Annotated in this window: 25 protein-coding genes; 13 read left to right on the top strand and 12 right to left on the bottom strand. The window is 70.9% G+C overall.

Going from position 1 to position 22,495, the window contains the following annotated elements:
• Positions 1 to 38 precede the first annotated feature (38 nt).
• The 4 genes from AB0I43_RS32740 to AB0I43_RS32725 all read left to right on the top strand — a co-directional run bounded on the left by AB0I43_RS32740 (position 39) and on the right by AB0I43_RS32725 (position 3,797).
• Positions 39 to 869: an SDR family NAD(P)-dependent oxidoreductase gene (locus AB0I43_RS32740; RefSeq protein ID WP_356976579.1), complete on the top strand. Its 831-nt coding sequence runs from the start codon at positions 39 to 41 to the stop codon at positions 867 to 869.
• Between the two features lie 85 nt (positions 870 to 954).
• On the top strand, positions 955 to 1,938 hold the full coding sequence (locus AB0I43_RS32735) for a cyclase family protein (RefSeq protein ID WP_356976577.1): 984 nt from the start codon (positions 955 to 957) through the stop codon (positions 1,936 to 1,938).
• Between the two features lie 112 nt (positions 1,939 to 2,050).
• Complete coding sequence (locus AB0I43_RS32730) at positions 2,051 to 3,487, top strand: FAD-dependent monooxygenase (RefSeq protein ID WP_357433243.1); 1,437 nt, start codon at positions 2,051 to 2,053, stop codon at positions 3,485 to 3,487.
• Positions 3,488 to 3,599: 112 nt separating this feature from the next.
• Positions 3,600 to 3,797 carry a hypothetical protein gene (locus AB0I43_RS32725; RefSeq protein ID WP_357433241.1) on the top strand — a complete coding sequence of 66 codons (198 nt, stop codon included), beginning with the start codon at positions 3,600 to 3,602 and terminating at the stop codon, positions 3,795 to 3,797.
• A 13-nt stretch (positions 3,798 to 3,810) separates the two neighbouring features.
• Here the strand turns inward: AB0I43_RS32725 and AB0I43_RS32720 are convergent, their stop codons facing one another.
• Entirely contained in the window at positions 3,811 to 4,446 is a 636-nt protein-coding gene (locus AB0I43_RS32720) for a class I SAM-dependent methyltransferase (RefSeq protein ID WP_357433240.1), read from the bottom strand.
• Positions 4,447 to 4,599: 153 nt separating this feature from the next.
• Here AB0I43_RS32720 and AB0I43_RS32715 point away from each other — a divergent pair, with 153 nt between their 5' ends.
• A complete protein-coding gene (locus AB0I43_RS32715) occupies positions 4,600 to 4,794 on the top strand; it encodes a hypothetical protein (RefSeq protein WP_356976570.1) in 195 nt (64 codons plus the stop codon).
• 162 nt (positions 4,795 to 4,956) lie between these two features.
• Positions 4,957 to 5,454, top strand: coding sequence for an SRPBCC family protein (locus AB0I43_RS32710; protein WP_357433238.1), 498 nt, complete (start codon positions 4,957 to 4,959; stop codon positions 5,452 to 5,454).
• Between the two features lies 1 nt (position 5,455).
• Here the strand turns inward: AB0I43_RS32710 and AB0I43_RS32705 are convergent, their stop codons facing one another.
• From AB0I43_RS32705 to AB0I43_RS32690, 4 genes are read right to left on the bottom strand one after another with little or no spacing between them, the layout of a single operon-like run.
• Positions 5,456 to 6,259, bottom strand: coding sequence for an ABC transporter ATP-binding protein (locus tag AB0I43_RS32705; RefSeq protein WP_357433236.1), 804 nt, complete (start codon positions 6,257 to 6,259; stop codon positions 5,456 to 5,458).
• Complete coding sequence (locus AB0I43_RS32700) at positions 6,246 to 7,280, bottom strand: glycine betaine ABC transporter substrate-binding protein (RefSeq protein WP_357433234.1); 1,035 nt, start codon at positions 7,278 to 7,280, stop codon at positions 6,246 to 6,248. The genes AB0I43_RS32705 and AB0I43_RS32700 overlap by 14 nt, the downstream gene beginning before the upstream one ends.
• Complete coding sequence (locus AB0I43_RS32695) at positions 7,277 to 8,059, bottom strand: ABC transporter permease (protein ID WP_357433262.1); 783 nt, start codon at positions 8,057 to 8,059, stop codon at positions 7,277 to 7,279. Before AB0I43_RS32695 ends, AB0I43_RS32700 begins: the two co-directional genes overlap by 4 nt.
• A 38-nt stretch (positions 8,060 to 8,097) precedes the next feature.
• Positions 8,098 to 9,237: an LLM class flavin-dependent oxidoreductase gene (locus AB0I43_RS32690; protein WP_357433232.1), complete on the bottom strand. Its 1,140-nt coding sequence runs from the start codon at positions 9,235 to 9,237 to the stop codon at positions 8,098 to 8,100.
• A 141-nt stretch (positions 9,238 to 9,378) separates the two neighbouring features.
• On the opposite strand from AB0I43_RS32690, the gene AB0I43_RS32685 reads away from it, so the two are divergent.
• The gene (locus AB0I43_RS32685; RefSeq protein WP_357433230.1) at positions 9,379 to 9,777 is read left to right on the top strand and encodes a VOC family protein; all 399 of its coding nucleotides are present in this window, start codon (positions 9,379 to 9,381) and stop codon (positions 9,775 to 9,777) included.
• Here the strand turns inward: AB0I43_RS32685 and AB0I43_RS32680 are convergent.
• On the bottom strand, positions 9,774 to 11,813 hold the full coding sequence (locus AB0I43_RS32680; protein WP_357433229.1) for a hypothetical protein: 2,040 nt from the start codon (positions 11,811 to 11,813) through the stop codon (positions 9,774 to 9,776). The genes AB0I43_RS32685 and AB0I43_RS32680 overlap by 4 nt on opposite strands.
• Positions 11,814 to 11,939: 126 nt before the next feature.
• Between AB0I43_RS32680 and AB0I43_RS32675 the strand changes: the two genes are divergently transcribed.
• A complete protein-coding gene (locus AB0I43_RS32675) occupies positions 11,940 to 12,587 on the top strand; it encodes a GNAT family protein (RefSeq protein ID WP_357433227.1) in 648 nt (215 codons plus the stop codon).
• 2 nt (positions 12,588 to 12,589) lie between these two features.
• On the opposite strand, the gene AB0I43_RS32670 is transcribed toward AB0I43_RS32675, so the two are convergent.
• Entirely contained in the window at positions 12,590 to 13,432 is an 843-nt protein-coding gene (locus AB0I43_RS32670; RefSeq protein WP_357433260.1) for a helix-turn-helix transcriptional regulator, read from the bottom strand.
• 116 nt (positions 13,433 to 13,548) lie between these two features.
• Here AB0I43_RS32670 and AB0I43_RS32665 point away from each other — a divergent pair, with 116 nt between their 5' ends.
• Positions 13,549 to 14,313, top strand: coding sequence for an SDR family NAD(P)-dependent oxidoreductase (locus AB0I43_RS32665; protein WP_357433225.1), 765 nt, complete (start codon positions 13,549 to 13,551; stop codon positions 14,311 to 14,313).
• A gap of 2 nt (positions 14,314 to 14,315) precedes the next feature.
• Here AB0I43_RS32665 and AB0I43_RS32660 read toward each other — a convergent pair whose 3' ends face one another.
• The 4 genes from AB0I43_RS32660 to AB0I43_RS32645 form a co-directional block, all read right to left on the bottom strand.
• On the bottom strand, positions 14,316 to 15,779 hold the full coding sequence (locus AB0I43_RS32660; RefSeq protein ID WP_357433223.1) for a DUF4173 domain-containing protein: 1,464 nt from the start codon (positions 15,777 to 15,779) through the stop codon (positions 14,316 to 14,318).
• Positions 15,780 to 16,259: 480 nt separating this feature from the next.
• On the bottom strand, positions 16,260 to 16,820 hold the full coding sequence (locus AB0I43_RS32655) for a phosphatase PAP2 family protein (protein WP_356976554.1): 561 nt from the start codon (positions 16,818 to 16,820) through the stop codon (positions 16,260 to 16,262).
• Positions 16,821 to 16,921: 101 nt separating this feature from the next.
• Positions 16,922 to 17,446, bottom strand: coding sequence for a hypothetical protein (locus tag AB0I43_RS32650; RefSeq protein WP_356976552.1), 525 nt, complete (start codon positions 17,444 to 17,446; stop codon positions 16,922 to 16,924).
• Positions 17,447 to 17,508: 62 nt separating this feature from the next.
• Complete coding sequence (locus AB0I43_RS32645; RefSeq protein ID WP_356976550.1) at positions 17,509 to 18,033, bottom strand: nitroreductase/quinone reductase family protein; 525 nt, start codon at positions 18,031 to 18,033, stop codon at positions 17,509 to 17,511.
• Between the two features lie 89 nt (positions 18,034 to 18,122).
• Between AB0I43_RS32645 and AB0I43_RS32640 the strand changes: the two genes are divergently transcribed.
• The 4 genes from AB0I43_RS32640 to AB0I43_RS32625 all read left to right on the top strand — a co-directional run bounded on the left by AB0I43_RS32640 (position 18,123) and on the right by AB0I43_RS32625 (position 21,817).
• On the top strand, positions 18,123 to 18,734 hold the full coding sequence (locus AB0I43_RS32640) for a helix-turn-helix domain-containing protein (RefSeq protein ID WP_356976549.1): 612 nt from the start codon (positions 18,123 to 18,125) through the stop codon (positions 18,732 to 18,734).
• Between the two features lie 118 nt (positions 18,735 to 18,852).
• Complete coding sequence (locus AB0I43_RS32635; protein WP_356976547.1) at positions 18,853 to 19,875, top strand: alpha/beta hydrolase family protein; 1,023 nt, start codon at positions 18,853 to 18,855, stop codon at positions 19,873 to 19,875.
• Positions 19,876 to 19,979: 104 nt separating this feature from the next.
• Entirely contained in the window at positions 19,980 to 20,531 is a 552-nt protein-coding gene (locus AB0I43_RS32630) for a M15 family metallopeptidase (RefSeq protein WP_356976545.1), read from the top strand.
• Positions 20,528 to 21,817, top strand: coding sequence for a DoxX family protein (locus AB0I43_RS32625; protein ID WP_356976543.1), 1,290 nt, complete (start codon positions 20,528 to 20,530; stop codon positions 21,815 to 21,817). The genes AB0I43_RS32630 and AB0I43_RS32625 overlap by 4 nt, the downstream gene beginning before the upstream one ends.
• On the opposite strand, the gene AB0I43_RS32620 is transcribed toward AB0I43_RS32625, so the two are convergent.
• Complete coding sequence (locus tag AB0I43_RS32620; RefSeq protein ID WP_356976541.1) at positions 21,818 to 22,423, bottom strand: TetR/AcrR family transcriptional regulator; 606 nt, start codon at positions 22,421 to 22,423, stop codon at positions 21,818 to 21,820.
• Between the last annotated feature and the right edge of the window lie 72 nt (positions 22,424 to 22,495).

Raw genomic sequence — 22,495 nt, 5'->3', positions numbered from 1 at the left:
ACCCGTCCCCACGACCTATTCAGAAAGCTAGGACAGCTATGGGCAATACCGCTATGGCCTTCAAGACCGTGCTGATCACCGGCGCGACCGATGGGCTGGGCCGGGAGCTCGCGGTGCGACTGGGGGCGGCCGGGGCGCGGTTGATCCTGCACGGCCGCAACGCCGAGCGGGCCGCGGCGCTGTCGGCCGAGATCACCGCCGCGGGCGGTCACCGGCCGCGGGTCGTCCTGGCCGACCTGGCCCGGCTCGCGGAGGTCGACCGGCTCGCCGATGAGATACTCGCCCACACACCGCATTTGGATGTGCTGGTCAACAACGCCGGTCTCGGCGGCTGGCCCGGCGGAACACGTGCGCTCAGCGCCGACGGCCACGAATTGATCTGGGCGGTGAACCATCTGGCCCCGTATCACCTGACCCGGCGGCTGCTGCCGCTGCTGCGCGCCTCGGCCCCGGCGCGGGTGGTGAACGTCGCCTCGGCCGGACAGCTCGAGATCGATTTCGACGACCCCACCCCCGAGCGCGACGACGCGTTCGACGCCTACTGCCGGTCCAAGCTGGCGATGATCATGTGGACCGTCGAATACGCCGAGCAACTGGCCGGGACCGGTGTCACCGTGAACGCGCTGCACCCGGCCACACTCATGCCGACGACGATGGTGCGCCAGGCCGGGGCGGCCCCGATGAGCACTCTCGACGAGGGCGCGCACGCCACGCTCCGGCTGATCGCCGACCCCGAGCTCGACCAGGTGACGGGTCACTACTTCGACGGAACCGTGCCGGTCCACCCGCACGCCCAGGCCGAGGACCCGGCGGCCCGTCGTCGTCTGCTCGAAATCAGCGACGCCGCAGTCGCTTCCGCGGCGCGGTAAGCCGCGTCCCTGTCGCCGGGATCCGGGATTGCCGCCCTGGCGAACACCGGCCACAATCGTGCGAGGTTCGAGGTGGAGGTGTGCGGTGACCGAGGCGTGGCGGGCAGTCGGCGAGCGGGTGCGCAACTGGGGGCGGTGGGGCGAGCAGGACCAGCTCGGCACCCTGAATCTGATCACCCCTGCCCGGCTCGCCGCGGCCGCGGCCTGCGCCCGGCAGGGCCGGGCCATTCCGCTGGGTATCCCCTTCGACGCGTACGGGCCGCAGGGCGCGAGCGGCTTCCGCCGCAATCCCGTACACCTGATGTCGGTGGACGGCGGCGACGCGCATTTCGCCGACCTGCTCGGCGGCTGGGGCGGACGCAGCGAAGCCCAGGTGGCGGCCATGTACGCGAACGGCCCGATGCGGTTCAACGACGACTACATCATGATGCCGTTGCAGGCGGCCACCCAGTGGGACGCGCTGTCCCACGTCTACTACGACGGGCTGCTCTACAACGGCGTCCCGGCCGCCGCCGTCACCAGCTTCGGGGCCACCGCGCTCGGCATCGAGCGGGTCGCCGAGCGCGGCGGCGTGGTGGGTCGCGGCGTGCTGCTCGATGTCGCCCGGCACCGCAACGTGCCCCGGCTCGAAGCGAACAGCGTGATCACGCCGCAGGAGTTGCAGGCGGTCGCCGACGCCCAGGGCGTCGACTTCGCCGGCGGTGACATAGTGCTGGTGCGCACCGGCTGGTGGACGCGGTTCACCGAAACCCGCAAGCAGTCCGAGTGGTTCGCCGCCAGCCCCGGGCTGAGCTGGCGGTGCGCGCAGTGGCTGCACGAGAACGACGTCGCGGCCGTCGCCGTCGACAACCCGGCCGTGGAGGTGCTCGCCCCCGAGGACGGTGTGCTGATGCCCCTGCACATGCTCGCGCTGCGGGACATGGGCATGCCGCTGGGCGAGATCTGGGATCTGGAGGCGCTGGGCCGCGACTGCGCCGAGGACGGCATCCACGAATTCCTGCTGTGCGCGCCCGCCCTGCGGATCCCGGGCGCGGTGGGCACCCCGATCAGCCCCGTCGCCGTCAAGTAGCGACCGGACACCCGCTAAATCGCTTGCGACCCGCCCCGCGACTGCCGCACAATGGGCGGCCGACGCCGGGACCTGCGCGAATCCGATTCCCGGACCGAAGGATCGGAGGGGCATGTTCGATGTGATCATCGCCGGGTGCGGGCCGACCGGCGCGATGCTGGCCGCCGAACTGCGCCTGCACCGGGTGCGTGTGCTCGTGCTCGAGCAGGATCCCGAACCCGCGTCCTACGTCCGCATCGTCAGCCTGCACATCCGCAGCCTGGAACTGATGGCCATGCGCGGACTCCTGGATCGCCTGCTCGAACACGGCCGGCAACGCCCCGTCGGCGGCGTCTTCGCCGCCATCGACGCACCGACGCCCGATGATCTGGACTCCGCGTACGCCTATCAGCTCGGCATCCCGCAGCCGGTCGTGACGCGCCTGCTCGAGGAGCGCGCGGTCGAGCTGGGCGCGGAAGTCCGGACCGAGTGCGCGGTAACGGGTTTCGCGCAGGACGCGGACGGTGTGACCGTCGAACTGGGCACCGGCGAACGACTCCGCGCGCGCTACCTCGTCGGCTGCGACGGCGCCCGCAGCACCGTGCGCAAGGCGCTCGGCGTCGGCTTCCCCGGCGAGCCCGCCCGCACCGAAACCCTCATGGGCGAAATGGCGGCGAGCGCGCCACCGGAGGAAATCGCCGCCAAGGTAGCCGAGATCCGCGAAACCACCCGGGCATTCAGCTTCGGCCCGTTCGGCGGCGGCAACTACCGCGTCGTCGTCCCGGCCGCGCGGATCAGCGACCGCGCCGAACCGCCCACCCTCGAGGACTTCAGGGAACAGCTACGCCTGCTCGCCGGAACCGACTTCGGTGTGCACTCCGCACGCTGGCTGTCCCGCTTCGGCGATGCGACCCGGCTGGCCGAGCACTATCGCCGCGGGCGGGTCCTGCTGGCCGGGGACGCCGCCCACATCCACCCGCCCGCCGGGGGGCAAGGCTTGAATCTGGGCGTGCAGGACGCGGTCAACCTCGGCTGGAAGCTGGCCGCCCACATCCGGGGCTGGGCCCCGGAAACCCTGCTGGACACCTACGAATCCGAACGCCGCCCGGTCGCCGCGGACGTCCTGGACAACACCCGCGCCCAGGTGGCGCTGGCCGCACCCGAGCCGGGAGCCCGAGCCCTGCGCGGGCTGCTCACCGAACTGATGGACATCCCCCAGGTGAACCGCCACCTCGTCGGCAAGATCACCGCGCTCGACCTGCGCTACGACCTCGGCCCCGGCCCCGACCTCCTCGGCCGCCGCCTCCCCGACCTCGACCTGCGACAGGGCCGCCTCTACCCGCACCTGCACCAGGCCCGCGGCCTGCTCCTCGACCGCACCGAAACCCTCACCGCCGCCCGCTGGTCCACCCGCGTCGACGTCCTCTCCGACCCCACCGCAGCCCTCGACGCCCCGGCCGTGCTGCTGCGCCCCGACGGGCACGTCGCCTGGATCGGCACCGACCAGCAGGACCTCGACCACCACCTCACCCGCTGGTTCGGAGCGCCGACCGACGGCGCGGCAACCTAGCGGTCGGCGGTCTCGCACGGGAGTTTCGGTGCCACCACTTCCGAGGGCGTGCAGGATCGCACCCTGCCGGTCAATACTGCACTGCGACAATCGTTTCGAAAGGATTATCGCTTTGCGAACTCTTGCCACGGCGGCCGCGCTGGTTCTCCTCGCCCTGCCCGCTGTCGCCGCACCAGCTTCCGCGGCACCGACTACCAGCGGCTCCTCGGATCTGATGGCCTGGATCGTGCGGTGCGTGCCCCTCGGCCACCTGATCTCGCTGAGCAGCGGCTACCCCAACGACGGCAACGTGGATTTCTGCACGAAGTGAACGCCGCCCACGCTCAGGCCGGTTTACGCATCAGCAGCTGAGCGTGGTGGAACCGTTCGCCCTCGCGCGGCTCGCGCCGCAGGCGTCCGACCTCGGTGAAACCGGCGGCGCACAGCAGGTCGGCGAGGCTCTCGGGTGACCAGCGGTAGGCCGTGGTGACCTTGTGGTCGAACGCCTGCGGGGCGGGGTCGTCACCGGCGAAGAATCCCAGGAGCAGGTGGCCGCCCGGGGCCAGGACACGGTCGAACTCGCCGAAGACCGTGGGCAGGTGCGCGGGTGGCAGATGGATGATCGAGTAGGAGGCCAGGATCCCGCCGAGCGTCGCTGCGGGGAGGTCGAGGGCGGTCATCGTTCCCTGTTCGAACCGCAACTCCGGATGGGCCCGGCGGGCCAGGGCGATCATCTCCGGCGAGAGGTCGACGCCGAACGCGTCCAGACCGAGGGTGTGCAGGTGGGCCGTCAGATGCCCGGGCCCGCAACCGAGGTCGCCGACCGGTCCGCCGTGCGCCCGCACGAGGTCGGCGAACGCGGCGATCAGCGCGCGCTCCAGGGGTAACCCGGCGAGGATGTCGCTGACCAGTTCGGCGTAGAGGGTGGCGACGGCGTCGTAGGCCGCGCCGGTGTCGGGGAGAGCGGAGGCTTCGGTCACCCCGAAACCCTACCTGCGGGAAAAATATCCGACCCGATGAGTTTGGTGACCTGGGTCACCGGGTATTGATGTCTGTCGAGTCACAAGATCGACGTTCGGATCATGTTCCGGGGGATCCCCTTTGCCCGTTCGACCGACGATGGAGGAACGCCTGTGCCACAAACCCGAGAGTCCGCGCTGCAGAACAGAGCCGCCTGCTTCCACGGCGAGCGCAGTCGCGCCGTGCATCTGTTGAGCAGAGTGGCGCCGGGCTTGTCGGATGCCTCACTCGCCGAGCTCGCCTCCGTCGCCGACGAGCTGCGGAGCGCGGAGGGATTGCCGCCGGCCGAGTTCACCGCCCAGTGGTGAACCGCCGCTAGCGATATTCCGGAACTCCGAGGAGTGAGACCCGACGGCCCGAGACACTCGCTCGGGCCGTTCTCAGTTCGAGACCGCCCCGGGACGGGCGGAATCCGGCCGGCCGGTGTCGGGTACGCTCGGCACGAGCCGAGATCAGTGAAGGGGCCAGCCGTGAGCCGCGTGACGACGGTCGTCGACAGCATCCATGTCGCCGTGGATCCGCAAGCCGTCTATCAGCAGATCAGCGATCCCACGCTGATGGGCCGCTGGAGCCCGGAGAATCTCGGCGCCACCGTCGAGCAACCGCGCGAATCCAGCTATGTGGGCATGGAATTCATCGGCCGCAACAAGCGCGGTAGCGCCCGGTGGGTGACGCGCTGCGTGGTGACGGCCGCCGAACCCGGGGAACGATTCGCGTTCCGCGTGGAGGCGATCGGCCCGCGCAAACCCTGGCTGCGCGGGCGCATCGCGTCCTGGGAGTACCGCTTCGCCCCCGAGGACGGCGGCACTCGCGTCACCGAGACCTGGACCGATGACCGCACGCACTGGCCGAACGCGGCCGTGCAGGTCTTCGACCGAATCGCCACCGGCGGCAACACCTTCGCCGAGTTCCAGACCAAGAACATCCGCCGCACGCTGCGCAATCTCAAACAGCAGCTGGAGGCGTAGCTCAGGCCGCCGCGGCCTTCACCGCGAGCCCCACCTCCCGCCGCAGAGCCGCGAATTCCGGCGAGGCCCGCACCTCGTCCGCGTCCACCCCGGTGCGCGGCAGGCCCACGGGCAGGTCTAGCGCGATCTGCCCGGGCCGCTTGGTCAGCACCACGATCCGTGACCCGAGGAACACCGCCTCCTCGGCGCTGTGGGTGACGAACACCGCGGTCCGGCCGGTGCCGACCCGGCGCAGATCGTCTTGCAGTCGTTCGCGAGTGAGCGCGTCCAGCGCGGCGAACGGCTCGTCGAGTAGCAGCAGCGAGTGCTCGGCGGCCAGCGCCCGGGCGATCGCCACCCGTTGCTGCTGCCCGCCGGAAATCTCCCAGATCCGGCGGCGCGCGGTGCCCTCGAGCCCCACCCGGGCCAGCAACTCCGCCTGCCGGGTGGCGCGGTGCTCGCGCCGCACGCCCGCGTACTTCAGCGCGAGATCGATGTTGCCGCCCACCGTCTTCCACGGGAACAGCCGCGGCTGCTGGAACACCATCCCGGCGGTCCGCCCCGGCGCGGGGGCGCGGCCGGAGACCTCGATGCTGCCCTCGGCCGGGGTTTCGAAGCCGGCGATCAACCGCAGCAGCGTGCTCTTGCCGCAGCCGGAAGCCCCGACCAGCACCAGGAACTCCCCCGGCGGCACCTCCAGATCGATCGGCCCGACCGCGGTGACGGCGTCGCCGCCGCGGCCGAACCGATGCGAGACCTGCCGAATCCTGATGCCGCCCTGGCCCGTCGGCGCGTCGACGGGGGCGAGTTCGCTAATCGAGGACACCGGGCAATCCCTTGACGTAGATCGCGTCCTCGATCGTCCGCACCGACGGCGCGGCCGGAATCTGCTTCTGCGCGGCCAGGAATTCGGCGGCGCTGCGCAGGCTGGCCGCGATCTCCCCGACCCGCCCCTCGGCGCCCAGCCACTCCGCGGAGGTGAGCTGCTCCTTGGTCAGGAACACGCCCTGGGCCAGCTGTTGCGCGGCATCGGCGGGGGTGGTGCCGATCTCGGCGGCGACCGCCACGGCCGCGTCCGCGGGCCGGTTCTTGATCGTGTCGATGGCGCGGGTCTGCACCTTGCGCCAGATGTCGACGACCTCGGGGTGGGCCTGGGCGAAGGCCGTGGACACCACGCCGAGATCGAGGGTCGGCTTGCCCGCGGTGGCGAGCTCGCGGCTGGTGATCAACGTCTTGCCGCTCTTGCGCAACTGGTCCAGCGTCGGCAGCCAGGTGTAGACGGCGTCGACGTCGCCGCGCTCCCAGGCCGCGAGCGAGGCGGCGGGTTGCAGGTCGACCAGTTTGGCGTCGGTGACGCCGTTGCGGTCCAGGGCGGCGAGCAGGCTGTAGTGCGCGGTGGAGGCGAACGCGGTGCCGATGCGCTTGCCGCGCAGATCCGCGATCGACTCGATCCCGGTTCCGTTGCGCGCCACCAGCGCCTCGTTGTCGCCGGCCACGTCCAGGACGTAGGCGACCTGGTAGGGGATGTTCAGCGGCGCGGACAGCCCGCGCGCCACCGGACTGGAGCCGAGCGCGCCGAAATCGACCTGCCCGGCGACGAACGCGGTGTTCACGTCCGCACCGGAGTCGAACTTGGTCCATTCGATGTTGTAACCGGGTAGCTCGTCCTCCAGCCACCGATTGTGCTTGACGATCAGATCACCGCTCGGAAACGACTGGTAGGCAAGGCGAATCGTCGGCTTGCCGTCGTCGGCGCCGGAGCGGTCCACGGCGCAGCCGGCTCCCGCGAAGGCAACCACACCGGCGACCGCCGCCGCGACCGCACGCCGAAACCTCTGGGTACTCATATCTTTCCTCTCCACGGCACAGCGCGCCGTTCGGCCGCACGCAGCAGGCCGTCGATCAGCAGACCGGAACCGCCGATGGCGGCGATCCCGACCAGCACCACCGGGGTGTTGTTGTAATTGCTGGCGTCCTTGACGACGCCGCCGATGCCGGGCAGGCCGTTGAACAGCTCCGCCGCGACCACCGACGAGTAGGCCATGCCGACCGCCAGCCGGATACCGGTGAAGGTTTCCGGCAGCGCCGCCGGGACCACCACGTCCCGGATCACCTGGGCACGCGAGGCCCCCAGCGCCCGTGCGGCTTCGACCGACCCGATCGGCGCGGCCGCCACCGCGGTGGTGGTGGCGATGGCGGCGGCGGGCAGCGCGGCCAGCGCCAGCAGCGTCACCTTGGGCGCCTCGTCGATGCCGAGCCAGATCACCAGCAGGAAGAAGTAGGCCAGCGGCGGCAGGGTCCGCAGGAAGGTCAGCCAGGGTTCCAGGATGCTGCGCAGCCAGCCGACGGTGCCCATGGCGATGCCGAGCGCCACACCGGCGGCGACACCGGCCACGACACCGGCCAGCACCCGGCGCAGGGTCATGTAGAGGTGCTCCCAGAGCAGATAGCCCTGGTAGCCGATCACGCCGTCGTGCGTGGTGGACATATCGACGGCCGCACGCCAGACGGTGATCGGCTGCGGCACGAACGTCTCGTTCCACAGACCGGCCGTCGCGACGGCCTGCCACACCGCCAGGAACACCGCGACCGACAGCAGCGGCAACAGGATTCGGATGCCCGGCAGGCGGCGGCGTGTCGCCGGGGCGCGTTCGAGAGTCGCGGTCACAACGACGCGACGTCGAGGGCGCGATGCACCACCGGATCGCCCGGGTGCTGCCACACTCCGCGCGCGGCCAGCCGGGGCAGGACCCCCTCGCCGAACCAGTACGCCTCTTCCAGATGCGGATATCCCGACAGCACGAATTCGTCGATGCCCAGGTCGTGGTATTCCAGGATGCGGTCGGCGACCTCGTCGTGGCTGCCGACCAGCGCCGTGCCCGCGCCACCGCGCACCAGGCCGATGCCCGCCCACAGGTTGGGGTAGATCTCGAGGCCGTCGCTGGAGCCGTCGTGCAGCGCGAGCATGCGGCGCTGGCCCTCGGATTCGCTGCGCGCCAGCGACTTCTGGATATCGGCGACGGCGGCGGGATCGAAACCCGCGAGCAGGCGCTCGGCCTCGGCCCACGCCTGGGCCGCGGTGTCGCGGGTGATCACGTGCAGCCGGATGCCGAAGCGCACGGTGCGGCCCTCGCGCTGGGCGAGTTCGCGGATCCAGGCGATCTTCTCCGCGACCTGGGCCGGTGGTTCGCCCCAGGTCAGGTAGACATCGGTATGCCGGGCCGCGATCGAGCCCGCGATCGGCGAGGAGCCGCCGAAGTAGATCTGCGGCACCGGGTTCGGCGGCTGCGCCAGCGTGGCCCCGTCGACGTGGACGTGCTCGCCGGTCAGGCTGACCGTCTCGCCCGCCCACAGCTTGCGCACCACCTCGAGGAATTCCCCGGTGCGCTGGTAGCGGCCGTCCTTGTCCAGGAAGTCGCCGTAGGCGCGCTGCTCGCTGGATTCGCCGCCGGTGACGACGTTGATCAGCAGCCGGCCGCCGGTGTGGCGCTGGAAGGTTCCCGCCATCTGCGCGGCCAGGGTCGGCGACAGGAAACCGGGGCGGAACGCGACCAGGAACTTCAGCCGCTTCGTAGCCTGGCTGACCATCGCGGTCGTCAGCCACGCGTCCTCGCACCACGCCCCGGTCGGGGTCAGCACCGCCTCGAAGCCCAGGTTCTCCGCGGCGACCGCGATCTGGCTGAGGTAGGCCACGCTGGGCGGCCGGTCACCCGCCGAATGCGTCGCGTGGGCGCCGTGGCCACCGCCGACGACATCGCGACTGTCACCGTTGGTGGGCAGAAACCAGTGGAAGGTAAGGGGCATTCGACAGATCCAACGCGGCAGCGCCCGCGTCGACCAGGGATCGGATCGGACAGATTCGAACTATCGCCCCGGAGCCGGCACGACCAGGTCCACTGATCCTGGATGTCGCGGCGGACTGCCGCGCGTGGTAAGGGTGGGTAGATGCCCAGCATCGCCCGTCTTTTCGCCGTGACCATCGACTGCCCCGACCCGGTTCGGCTGGCCCGCTTCTACCAGGGCTTCCTCGGCGGTGAACTGCGTTCGGCTACACCGGATTTCGTCGTTCTCACCAGCGCTCTGGACGTGCGCCTGGATTTCCAGCGCGTCGCGAACCACCGGCCGCCGCAGTGGCCCGACGCTGCGGCCGCGCGCCGCCTGCACCTCGATTTCCGCGTCGAAGATCTGCCTCGGGCCGAGCGCCTGCTGCTCGATCTCGGTGCCGTGCTGGCCGCCGAACAGCCTGGCGGGCAACGGTTTCGGGTGCTGATCGATCCGGCGGGCCATCCGGTCTGCCTGGCGGTCGCGAGCGCCACCGGCGTTCCGGAAGCCGGGGTGGGCTAACCGGTGCGGACCGCGTCCAGTGCGTCGCGGCAGGCGCGGCGCAGTTCCTCGTCGGCGGGCACGCTGTCGCAGCGGCGGCGTGGTGCGGCGAGTTCGGCGGCGAGCAGCGAGGCGGCGAGCCCGGCGGCGGGGCCGATTTCGGCGAAGCATTCCGCGGCGACCGTGCGCCAATGCCGCTGGGCTCCGCGCTGCGGCCATTCCGCGGGGTCGGGTTCGGGCCGGCCGCACACTCCGAGCAGCAGGGTGACCGTCGGTTCCGGTTCGCCGGTCACCCGCCAGAGCGCCGCCGCCGCGGCGACGGTGGTGCGCGGGCCGAGGTCTTCCGCGATGAGCCGTCGCAGTGCCGGAGCGCACGGGGCCGCCGCGAAACCGAGCTCACCGGCGGCGGTCATGGCGCGCAGCCGCAGTTCGCTGGCCGGGATCGTCTCCTCGTAGTCCGACAGCGCCGCGTCCAGCTGCGGCAGCACCGGCGCGGGATCACCGGTGAACTGCCACAGGGTCACCGCGGCGCGCAGGCGCACCGCGAGACGATCGTGCTCCAGGTAGCGGCGCACCTCCGGCATCGTGGACCGCGCATCCACCCCGAAGCGGCCCAGCACCTCGACCAGGCTCGCGCTGCGGTCGTCCAGCACGGCGACGATGTCGGCAGCCGCGGCCGCGGCGGCGGGGCCGAGCTGCCCCAGGGCGCAGGCCAATTGGTAGTAGCGCACATCCAGGAAGGGATCGCTGCGATGCGCGTGCGCGTGCCGCATCCGCTCGCGGATCAGCGGCACCAGCTCGACCGCGTGCGCACCCAGGGGTGCCAGCAGAGTGTCGAGCCCCCACGGTGTCCGGTCCAGGGTGAGCGCCCAGCGCACGGCGGGCAGCGCGCGCGGGTCGCCGGTGTTCGCGGCCGCCCGCAGCATGGGGCCGGGCCCGCTCAGCGTCGGTGTCGCGGTGTCGATGGTCAGCCACGGTAACTGGACCGGCAGCACCGCCGGGTCATCCCACTCGGTGATCCGGCGGCAGCGCTCGAGTTGCTCGAGGATCCGGTCGGCCACCGGCGCGGCCGCGGTGCCCAGGCGGGCCAGCGCCTCGGCCGCGGGCCGCCAGGTCTCGGGATCGCTCAGCTGGTCGGCGAGGCATTCCAGCAACCGCGGGTATTCCGTGCGCCAGGTGCTGATCAGTCGCTCGGCCAGATAGCAGGCCAGGGCCCGGATATCGGAGTCGTCGAGCGCGAACAGGGCTTCGACGAGGGCGAGTTGCTCATCGGGCCGCGAATCCAACCGCAGGTAGATATCCCGGACCGGCGCGTCGGGATGGTGCTCGATCGCGCCGCCGCGCACCAGTTCGCGCGCGGCGGCCAGCACCACGGGCACCACGGCTCCCGGTAGGGCCCGCGGTTCCAAGGCCAGCAGGTGGCTCAGGGCCGAGAGTCGATCCTGCGGCGCGGCCGCGGTGTGCAGTAAGCGGGTGAGCCACTGCGGAAGACGCAGGGCCGCCGCGTGTTCCGGTCGCCGGCGCGCGACGACGTCCAGCACATCGAGGATCTGGAGGCGGATCCGCGATTCGGTGTCGGCCGCGTACCGCGCCTGTAATGCGGGAATCAGCAGGTTGCGCTCGTCGCCGCAGACCGCGAGCAGTTCGAGGGTGGCGGAGCGGACTTCGGCGTCGGTGTCGCCGAGCAGGGGCAGCAGGCTCGGCAGCACCGCGTCGGCGGCGCGGCCGACTTCGGCCCGGCTCGCCGAGGCGAGAATCGCGCCGTCGGCGGCGGAGGCGTCGTCGCCCACCAGCATCGCCGTCAGGCGCAGCAGCCGCAGCCGGTCCGGCCAGTGCGGGCGCACCGCCAGCTCGAGCAGGACCGGCGCGCACATCGCCGCCAGGCGCTCGTCATCGGAGCACCAATCGTCGTCGTAACTCCAATCGTCGTGTCCCAGCTGGATTTCCAGGCTGTCCAGGGCTCGTGCGCGGGCCGCCCCGTCGGCGGCGGTGAGTTCGCTCAGCAGCTCCGAAATGTCCGCGAATTCGTCATCGATCTCCTCGAATTCGTACAACACCCCGCGACCTTCCTCCGTTTTCCGAACAGCGGCCACTGTAGCGACGACAACCGACAACCGCGCACGCGGTAACGCGCCACCGAAACCGTTGGCGCGGCCCGAGCCGAGATTGCCATGATGTCGGCCATGAGCCTGATGACGCATTGGCCACCGGCCGGGCTGCGGGTGCGCACCCCACGCCTGGAGCTGCGCCTGCCGGAGCCGGCGCACCTGGGTGCGCTGGCCGCGCTGTCGGCCTCCGGCGTCCACGATCCGGCGGTGCAGCCGTTCACGGCGCAGTGGACCGACGCGGAGCCGCCGGAGCGGGCCCGGGCGGTCCTGCAATGGCATTGGCGCTGCTGGGCCGAGTGGCAGGCCACCGCCTGGACGCTGAACCTCGTCGCGCTGCGCGACGGCGCGGTGGTCGGCACGCAATCGCTGAGTGCACGGGATTTCGGGGTGTGCGGCGAGGTGGGCACGGGGTCGTGGCTGGGCCTCGCGCACCACGGTCAGGGGCTGGGAACCGAGATGCGGGCCGCGGTGCTGGAATTGGCCTTCGAGCGCCTCGGGGCGGTCGCGGCGACCTCGGGCGCCTTCGAGGACAACGCGGCCTCGCTCGCAGTGTCGCGCAAACTCGGCTATGAACCGGACGGGCTGGAGCGGCACGCCGTGCGCGCAAAGCCCGTGGTATTGCACCGATTACGACTGACTCGCGAGCGCTGGGCGGCGCGGCGCAGCCTGCCCGTGCGAGTGAGCGGGCTGACGGAGTGTTTGCCGCTGTTCGGAGCCCGATAGCGCTATCGCGCGAATTGCTGATGGCCCAGGACGGCGGCGAGCCGCAGTTTGTCGGCGTCCTCGGTGCCGGGCGGTGCGGTCAGCACCAGGAGCGCCTGCGATTGGTCTTCGGTGAACAGCACCTGGCAGTCGACCTCGATCGGACCGATCTGCGGGTGCAGGATGACCTTGTGGTCGGTGAACCGGACGGCGACCTCGTGGCGTTCCCACAGATCGCGGAACTCGGCGCTGCGCGGATGCAGGGCCCGCACGATCCGGTGGGCGGGCCCGTCCGGTCCCTGAGCGGCGTACGCGGCCCGCAACGAGGCGACGTGCGCGCGGCTCTGGCGCGGGTGATCGTCCTCGGGATACCAACGGCGTTCGGTGCCGGGGTGGGCGAACCAGCGGTAGATGTCGCTGCGGTCCAGACCGGTGTAGCGGGTGCGCTCGCCCAGCAGGGCGCGGGCGGGGTCGTTCTGCACCAGCACCTCCGCCACCTGGGTGAGGATCATGGCCGGGGTATCGGCGAGCCGGTCGAACACGCGCAGCAGCGCCGGAGCGACATAGGCGCCGGTACCGGTGCGCGGCGGTGGATTGTGCCCGGCGACGCGGTGCAGGTAATCGCGTTCGTCCCCGGTCAGGCGCAGCGCGCGAGCCAGGGCGTCGAGGATCTGCGGACTCGGCTGCGGGCCGCGGCGCTGTTCGAGGCGGCCGTAATAGTCGGGCGACATGCCCGCCAGGCCGGCCACCTCTTCCCGGCGCAGACCGGGCGTGCGCCGCCGCGGACCGCCCGCGAGCCCGACGTCGGCCGGTTGCAGGCTCTCCCGGCGGCGGCGCAGAAACGCCGCCAACTGTGCGCGATCCACCTGTTCATGATGCATGTCCCCACCATGGCCGCGCGGCCCCACCACAGCCAGGGATCGCCGATCCCTGGCTGGCGAGTCCGCTTTTACCTTCCCGTGCCCGGTGTGAGGGTGGAGGCATGAACATCGACGGAAACACCCTCTTCATTCCCGGCGCCACCAGCGGCATCGGGCTGGCGTTGGCGCTGCGCTGGCAGGCCGCGGGCAACACCGTGATCGTCGGCGGCCGCCGCCGGGAGCTGCTGGACCGCATCGCCGCCGACCACCCCGGGATCGGCACCGTGCGAATCGACACCACCGACCCGGGCAGCATCGCCGAGGCCGCCGCCGAGGTGCTCGGCAAGTATCCCGAACTCAACGTGCTGGTCACCATGGCCGGGATCATGCGCGTCGAGGACTGGCACACCCCCGCGGGCTTCCTCGACACCGCCGAGGCCACCGTCACCACCAACCTGCTCGGCCCCATCCGGCTCATCGCCGCGTTCATCGAACACCTTGCCGCACAGCCGGATTCGACCATCATCACGGTGTCCTCCGGCTTGGCTTTCGCGCCGCTGAAAGTCACACCCACCTACAACGCGACCAAGGCCGCCATCCACATGCTCAGCGAATCACTGCGGCTGCAACTGGCCGGCACCACGGTCTCGGTGGTCGAGCTCGAGCCGCCCGCCGTGCGCACCGAACTCATGCCCGGCCAGCAGGACAGCGCCTGGGCGATGCCGCTCGACGACTTCGCCGACGAGGTGATGCACCTGCTCGCCACCCAGCCCGACGCCACCGAAATCCAGGTCGAGAACGTCAAATTCCTGCGCTATGGCGAAGCGCGCGGCGACTACGAGCAGGTGGTGGCCGTGCTCAACAGCAACGACCCGCACGGGAACTGAGGTCAGCGGGCGTTCGCGCGCGACCGGTTCCAGCCCTGCCAGGAATCCTCGTCGAGATCCGCGCGGATCGCGGTGGCGATGCGGTCTCGCCAGTCCGCGGGCAGGCGCTCGGTGGCGGGAAGAGCGTCCGGGGAGAGTCTGCCGAGATACTCGAGATCGAGCGCGGGTTTGACCTGGCGGCCGTCGGTCGTTTCGACGGTGGCGCCGCTCAGCCAGCGGTCGATGTTGCGATCGGCGATCAGGGCTTCCGGGTTCACCCACGCCAGGGCCAGCAGGGTGGCGGCGGCCGAACCGGCGGCGGCGCGCGGAATCCAGTGGCGGCGCAGGCGAACCAGACTGGCGAGCACCAGCAGATAGATCAGGCCGATCCACACCTCGAACACCTCGACCAGCAGGCGCAGCACCGTGAAACCGTAGGCCTGCTGGTAGGTCCACATGCGGTGCACGGCGGAGGCGACGATCACCAGGGTGAGCACGCTGAGCACCGCCACCGCCAGGCGCAGCCAGCGCCGCTCCCCCGCCGAGTCCTGGGCCGCCCAGGACTGCACGGCGGCGATGACGCCGAGGGTCAGCATGCTGACGATCGAGAGCTGCCAGAACCCGCCGCGCGCGTACTCCGCGTAGGTCAGCTCGGCGGTGCGCTGCACATAGCCGTTGCCGCCGAAGAGCACCGCGAGCTGGGTGGCCACGAACACCGCGAACAATGCGGTCAGTGCGCCCAGCGGCAGACCCCACTCCAGCGGCGTCCAGCGCTTGCGCACCAGTTGCGCCGCAACCGAATTCGCCTCGCCACCGGCGGCCGGAGCGGCCAGGAGATACAGCGCCCCGGCCACGGCGAGCCCCGCCACGGTGAACAGGAACACCCACCGCACCATCGACCCGCCGTCCATGGCCGGGGTGGCCCCGGCGATCAGCCGCGCGAACACCGCGTCCGCACCGGCCAGCAACGGCACGAACACCAGCAGCAGCGCGACCGTGGCCAGCACCGACCAGCCCAGGCGCTGCGAGGCCGAGGCCCGGCTGCCCTGCAAGCGCCGCACCCCGTGATACAGCCACGGCACCGCCATCGCCGCCCGCACCGGCACCGCGAACATGTCGAACCCCAGCCCGCGGCGCGAGCGCGGCTGCACCGCCAGCGACATCGCCAGCCCCGCGCCCAGCAGGCACAGCACGAACAGCCACCCCGCGGCCCGCACCGCGCCGACCGCCAACAGGCCCAGCGCCAGCACCGTCCACCAGAGGGCGCCCCAGCGTCGCAGCGGAGCCACTGTCTCGGGCGCACCGGACGATTCGCCCGCCGTGCTCGACGTCCGTGCCCGCCGATCGACCGTGTAGATCGCACCCGCGATGGCGACTCCGGCGATCAGCCAGCCGATACCGGGACGATCCAGCGGAATCGACACGGCCGCCGCGACACCCGCGCCCGCTGACGCCGCGAACGCACCCGAGGGCAACGGAATTCGCATCGCCAGCGACGGAGCCGGCAGCGGGGGTTTGGTCGTCGGATACCGCCGAGAACCTTGCCCTGTCGTTCGAGCCGCGACCCGAGCGGTCGGGCTGTCCGCCGTTGTCTCCGCGACCGCCGAGGCGCGCACCGGGTTCCCGGCCGACTCCCCTCCCACTTTCGATCCAACGGCGACCGGCACCGATTCACCGCTCCCGTTCACAGCCGGACTCACCGATGCGGCCTCGGAGTCATCCTGCCCCGCAACCCCATTCGCCCCACCCGCACTCTCCGGCACCCGCACCGATAGCCGCCGGATCGACTGCACCGGCGGCCGTTTCCGTTTGGGGCGCACCGAATCCGGGCTCTCGTCGGCCGGGGTCTCGGACATGCGTTCTCCATCAGTCGAGGCGACCTCCGGAGACCGGTAGCCGCAGCCATTCCTACCGCATCCGATCTAATCGGGCACCCGTGGAGAAAATGTGGAGGCGCCGTGCCGACCTCACGCAGGTCGCGCCCCGCCGCGCCGCACCGGCAAGCGCCGCGCGACACCGCGCACCACCCACAGCACCACCACCCCGACCACCGCGCCGACCGCCCACCCGACCAGCAGATCCGTCGGCCAGTGCGCCCCCAGATAGACCATCGCAGCACCGATCCCGATCAGGACGGCGACGATCGCACCGAGCACCCACCCTCGATACGCGCCGGGCCAGGACACCACCAGATACCCGACCACCGCGCCCGCCGCGGTCATCGCCGCCACCGTCGAGGGCATCGAAAACGCCCCCACCTGAACGATCGTCAGCTCCCCGGCCGGGCGTGGCCGCTGAATCAGCTCCTTCAACGCCCGGGCCACCGCCTGCGCCCCCAGCACCGCCGCCCCGAGCGCGATCGCCTGCCACCACCACCGGCGCACGGCCACGACCACCAGCCCGGCCAGCGCGACCCCGAGCACCACCGCGTCACTCATCCCGAGATCCATCGCCCCGCGCGCAGCCGCCGTCACCGCGGGTGAGCGATGCTGCCCGACCCAGTCCAGAATCTCCGTATCCACACTCACCGTGCACATTCTGCTGTGCCGCGGCGGCGCGAACGGTGCTCGGGCGACGCCGGTGAGCTCATTTACAGTTCGGAGCCCTCGGCCGACACCTCGTAGCGCGCTCAGGCGAAATCGGCGTCCGGCGGCGGACACGGTGCCGCGGAGTCGCCGACCGCGACCAGCACCGCCCAGCCGACACCGACATTCATGCGCAGAAGCCAGCAGCCCGGAATCGCAGGCGCTTCGACACCGAACCGGCCGTCGCCGAGCGCCTGGAAACGCGCGTCCACTCCGTCACCGGCGCTCGGCCCGGATTTGGCGAAATACCTTCCGTCCAAACGGTCCAAGTCCGACGATACGGTCACCTCGAGCGGGCCACCCCCGCGAAGCGCCGGGCTGCTCGGCGGCCAATAGCGAGGCGCCAGACGCAGTCCCTCCACGATCGCGCCGTCGCACGTATGGTGAGCGCCGATCATCACCGCATCGACACTCGCGCCGGCGGCGTCGCGCACGACCTCGACAGCGGGCGGCTCGGTGCACCGATCCCGAGTCGAGGGCGCAACGCACGCAGCGCCGACAGTCGCGACAGCCAGCACCCCCACCGCGATCAGGCAGCGCGTCGGCCGATTGATTCCCGGATCCCGCACCCCACCATCCTGCCGGAACCTGCGCCCCCTAGCTTTCGGGCCCGCACTACTCAGTCGCCGACCTAATCCCCGGTGACTCGCTCCAGCACGACGACCGGGATCTGCCGGCCCGCGGCCGCTTGGAACTCCGCGAATTTCGGAACCACCGCGACTTGCTTCGCCCAGATCCGTTCGCGCTCAGCACCTTCGGTGACCCGGGCCAGGGCAGGCACTGTTTCGGCGCCGGTCTCGACGGTGATCCGCGGATTCGCCGTGAGGTTGCGGTACCACGCCGGATCGCGCGGACTGCCACCGTGCGTGGCGAAGACAGCCCAATCGTCGCCGACCGGTTGATAGAACAGCGGGCTGATCCGCGCACGTCCGGACTTGGCTCCGGTGTGGTGCACCAGGATCAGCGGCATGCCCGGGTGCTCGTCGTAGAGACCGGGGATACGGGGCGGGACCGGGCGGCCTGCGGCGAATTCGGCCGCGGTGCTCCAGCGCGCGTATCCGGCGTTGGCCCGGACCTCGGCGATGATCCCAGCGTTCCAGTCGGTGATGTCAGGGGCGTCGGCGTGGTGTGTGGCGGCCGTGGACGGATCGGACATGTTGTCTCTCTTCACTATCCGGAGCAGTTGCTCCTCCACGCTAACACAGAGCGGAGCAGCTGCTCCGCTTAGAAGATATGCTGTCCGGCATGACCGAGAGCCGCACCCGCGCACCCCGAGCCGACGCCATCCGCAACCGCGAGGCGATCATCGAGGCCGCCTCGGCGGTACTGGCCGAGCAGGGCACCGCGGTCGATGTCCGCGAGATCGCCCGCCGCAGCCAGGTCGGCATGGGCACCCTGTACCGGCACTTCCCGACCAAGGAAGAGCTCGTACAGACGGTGTTGCGCAAGGACTTCACGAACTGGGCCGAGTCCGCGCGCACGGCGGCCGCCGAGGCCGAGGATCCCTGGGCGGCACTGACCGACTTCTACCAGCAGGCGCTGACCGGCTACGCACACCACCGCGCGATCATGGAACACTTCGCACTCGCCGTGCCGGTGCCCGACCCCGACGGCCTCGGCCGCCTCCGCCTGGTCATCGACCAACTGCGAGCCCGCGCCGAAGACGCACTGCGCCCCGGCGTGAGCACCGACGATCTACTGCTGCTGCTGGTCTCACTGGGCCACGCCGTCCAGTGCACCGACCGATCCCGCCCGCACCTGTGGCAGCGCCTGCTCCACATCTGCCTCGACGGCCTGCGCGCCGATCTGCAGCAACCACTCCCCACCGAAGCCGCCACCCACCCGTTCGGCGGATGATCCGCCGCCTGGCCGCTGTTCCTCGCCCCGACCAAACCCCCGCGCCACGCGGCACGAACCCTCTCCTGGACACCGAATCGCGGCCCCAGTGCCGCCGAACGGAACACGAGAGGGATACGTGATAGCGCAACGACCGATCCGGACCGCCATCTCCCGCGCTGTACTGGCCGCCGCCCTGACCGCCGCGGGCCTGCTCACCACGGGTGGTCCCGCCGTCGCGGAACCCGGTGCGGCGCACGTGGTCTCGGTGCAGGACACCGGCGATCGCCAGCAGACCGTCATGGTGTTCTCCCCCGCCATGAACCGCCCGATCGAGCTGCAGGTGCTGCGCGCCGCCGATCGCAGCACACCCCGGCCGATCATGTATCTGCTCAACGGGTCCGGCGGCGGCCCGAACCGCAGCGGCTGGGACGCCCAGACCGATGTCGCGGATTTCCTGCGCGGCAAGGACGTCAACGTGGTGACGCCGATCGGCGGCAGCAACTCCTACTACACCGACTGGGACCGCACCGACGCCGTGCTCGGTTTCAACAAGTGGCAGACCTTCCTCAACGAGGAGCTGCCGCCGGTGATCGAGGCCTTCCTGGGGTCGAACCAGAATCGCGCGCTGGTCGGGGTTTCCATGAGCGGCACCTCGGTGCTGAACCTGGCCATCGCCAAACCGGGTTTCTGGAAGAGCGTGGCCTCCTACAGCGGCTGCGCGCAGACCTCCGACCCGGTCGGCCAGGAGTTCGTGCGCATCACCGTGGAGAACTGGGGCGGCGGGCAGAGCGTGGAGAACATGTGGGGCCCGCGCAGCGGCCCGCGCTGGCGCGAGAACGATCCGCTCGTGCACGCCGATCGGTTGCGCGGCACCGCCCTCTACCTCAGCACCGGTAACGGCGTCCCCGGCGCACCGCACGACACCCCGGCCGACCCGCGCGTGCAGGACGGCCGGATCCCGCTGCCGGTCCAGATCGCGTTCGGCGGCCCGATCGAGGCCGCGATCCGGTACTGCACGGTCAATCTCGTCGACCGGCTCACCGAGCTGAACATTCCGGTCACCTTCGACGATCGACCGGTCGGCACCCATTCCTGGGGCTACTGGGAGGACGACCTGAAGCGGTCCTGGCCGTTCCTGGCCGGCACACTCGGCGGCTGATCCGGGCCGGGCTCCGCGCGCACCGAGCCGCGGGGCCCGGCTATCGCCGCTGTATCAAAAATCGCATACGAGCAGGCAACGCCGGTTCGCATTGACTGCACCGTATGAATCACCGACACCCGGCCCGCCTGCTGGCCGCGCTGCTGATCCTCGGCGCACCGCTCGCCGGCGTCGCGGCCTATCACTCCCTGACGGCCCTGTCCGCCTCCGCCTTCGGCCCCACGCCCACCGGCACGACGATCTTCGACGACGACGCCGAGTCGGTGGCCAACCTCGACCCGGACCTGCTGGCCGCTTTGCGCCGCGCCGCCACCGACGCCGCCGCCGAGGGCATCGCGTTCGTCGTCAACAGCGGCTGGCGCACGCCGGAATATCAGCGGCAACTGCTGCGCGAGGCGGTCTGGAAGTACGGCTCGGAGCAGGCCGCGGCCCGCTGGGTCGCCACCCCGGCCACCTCCGCGCACGTCTCGGGCGAGGCCGTGGACCTCGGGCCGAGCGCGGCCACGGCGTGGCTGTCGCGACACGGCGCCGCCTACGGGTTGTGCCAGATCTATGACAACGAACCCTGGCATTACGAGCTCCGTCCCGAGGCCGCCGAGCAGGGCTGCCCGGCCCGGTACGCCGATCCCAGCGCGGATCCGAGGATGCGCCAGTGACCCGGCCCGAGGCCGGCACCGGCCGAATCACACTGGCGCAGATCGCGTTCCGGTTCTGCCTGCTCTACTTCGCCCTCTACGCCCTGCTGATCGCCTGGGTGCTGTTTCCGCTGCTGGGCCCGCTGGGGCGGGTGTTCCGCCCCGGGCTGTGGACCGCCGCGCTGACCGACCCGATCACCGGCTGGGTCGGGCGCACGGTCTTCGGCGTCGACGCCGTCCTGCGCCTGGACTCCGGGGCGGGTGATCAGGCGGCGGCGTGGGTGCTGGCGTTCTGCATGCTGGTCGCCGCGGCCGTGGCCACCGCCGTGTGGAGCGCCGTGGATCGGCGGGCACATCCGCGCCTGCCGGCGTGGGTGCTGCTGTTCGCCCGGGTCCTGCTGGGCGGGCAGATGCTGAGTTTCGGTTTCGCCAAACTGATCCCCACCCAAATGCCCGCGCCCGCCCTGGCCCAACTCCTGCAGCCCTACGGCGAATTCAGCCCGGCCTCGGTGCTGTGGTTGCAGATCGGCAGCTCCTATCCCTACGAAATGGCCCTCGGCGCGGCCGAAGTCGCGGCCGGGCTCTTGCTGTTCGTGCCCCGGACGGCGGTGCTGGGCGCGCTGGCGAGCATGACCTGCATGGCCCAGGTGCTGCTGACGAACCTGACCTTCGATATTCCCGAGAAGCTGCTCGCCCTGCATCTGCTCGCGCTCGGCACCCTAGTGCTCGCCCCGCACCTGCGCGGCCTGCTCGATGTTTTCCTGCGCCAACGTGCTTGGGCGGCAACGATTCCCGCACTGTTCGCCGACCGACGCCGCAACCGGGCCGCGGTCTGGATACAGGTGGCCCTCGGCCTCTGGATCGCCCTGGGCGGCGGCATCGACCGCTGGATCGTCTGGCACGAGCAGGCCGGCGCCGCTCGCCCGAAGTCCGAGCTCTACGGCATCTGGCAGGTGCGCGAATTCAGCCTCGACGGGCAGCCGCTGCCGCCCCTGACCACCGACGAGAATCGCTGGCAGCGACTCGTTTTCGACGCCCCCGCCAGCGCCACCTATCAGCGGATGAACGGCGAACTGGTCCCCGCGCGCGCCAGCTTCGCCGCCGGCGGGCGACTCGAGCTCGCCACCCCGCAGGGAACCGTGCTGGCGACGCTGACCAGCGAGCGAACCGGCAAGGGCCGCTTGCTGTTACACGGCACGCTGCGCGATCGCCCGGTGGTGATCACCCTCGAGGAGCTGGACCCGAACAGTTTCCCGTTGCGCAGCCGCGGTTTCCACTGGGTGCAGGACTACCCCGACTTCCGCTAGCTAGTTCGCCTGGGCCAGGATCGCCGACCCCATCCAGCGGCGCAGGTAACGCCGCAGCTCGTCGTCGCTGCGCCGCGGATTGCCCGGCGCGGCGAAGAACGACTGCTGGGTGCGCAGGCAGAACTCCACGAGCTCGCGCAGCGACGCCTCGTCGTATCCGTAACTCTCCCAGTCGACATCGAAGCGCCGGATCATCTGCATACCGAAGTTCTGCGCCTCTTGCGAGACCAGGCTGCCGGGATCGACGTGGGCGTAGGCGCTCGAGACCAGCCAGCCCAGATGCGGCGTGCGGCTGACCTCGGCCAGGGTGAACACCACGCCCTCGGTCATGGCGTCGGCGGGATCGTGGATGCCGGCGACGTGCTCGGTGAGCCGATCCAGGAATTCCGCGACCGAGGCGAGCGCGACGGCGCGCATCAGCGCGTCGGTGCTGGGGAAATAGCGGTAGACCGTCTGCCGGATGACCCCGAGCGCCTCGGCGATGTCGGAGATGCCGACCGCCGAGCCGGTGCGGCTCGTCAATTCGATGGCGGTGCCGACGATTCGGTCGACCGCCTCCTGGTCGCTGTTCGGTGGATTGCCGCCCCACCCGCGCCTGCCTGCCACCGGCCAGACGGTACCAGAGGTTCCGTACGCGGTGTTTTCGCAGTTCCGGTCAGTGATTTCGATTCGTATCAT

Origin of the sequence: Nocardia sp. NPDC050435 (genome assembly GCF_040655395.1) — a bacterium.
Classification (GTDB): domain Bacteria; phylum Actinomycetota; class Actinomycetes; order Mycobacteriales; family Mycobacteriaceae; genus Nocardia.
The sequence above is the reverse complement of the archived record's forward strand: the minus strand, read 5'-3'. Positions and strand labels throughout refer to the sequence as shown.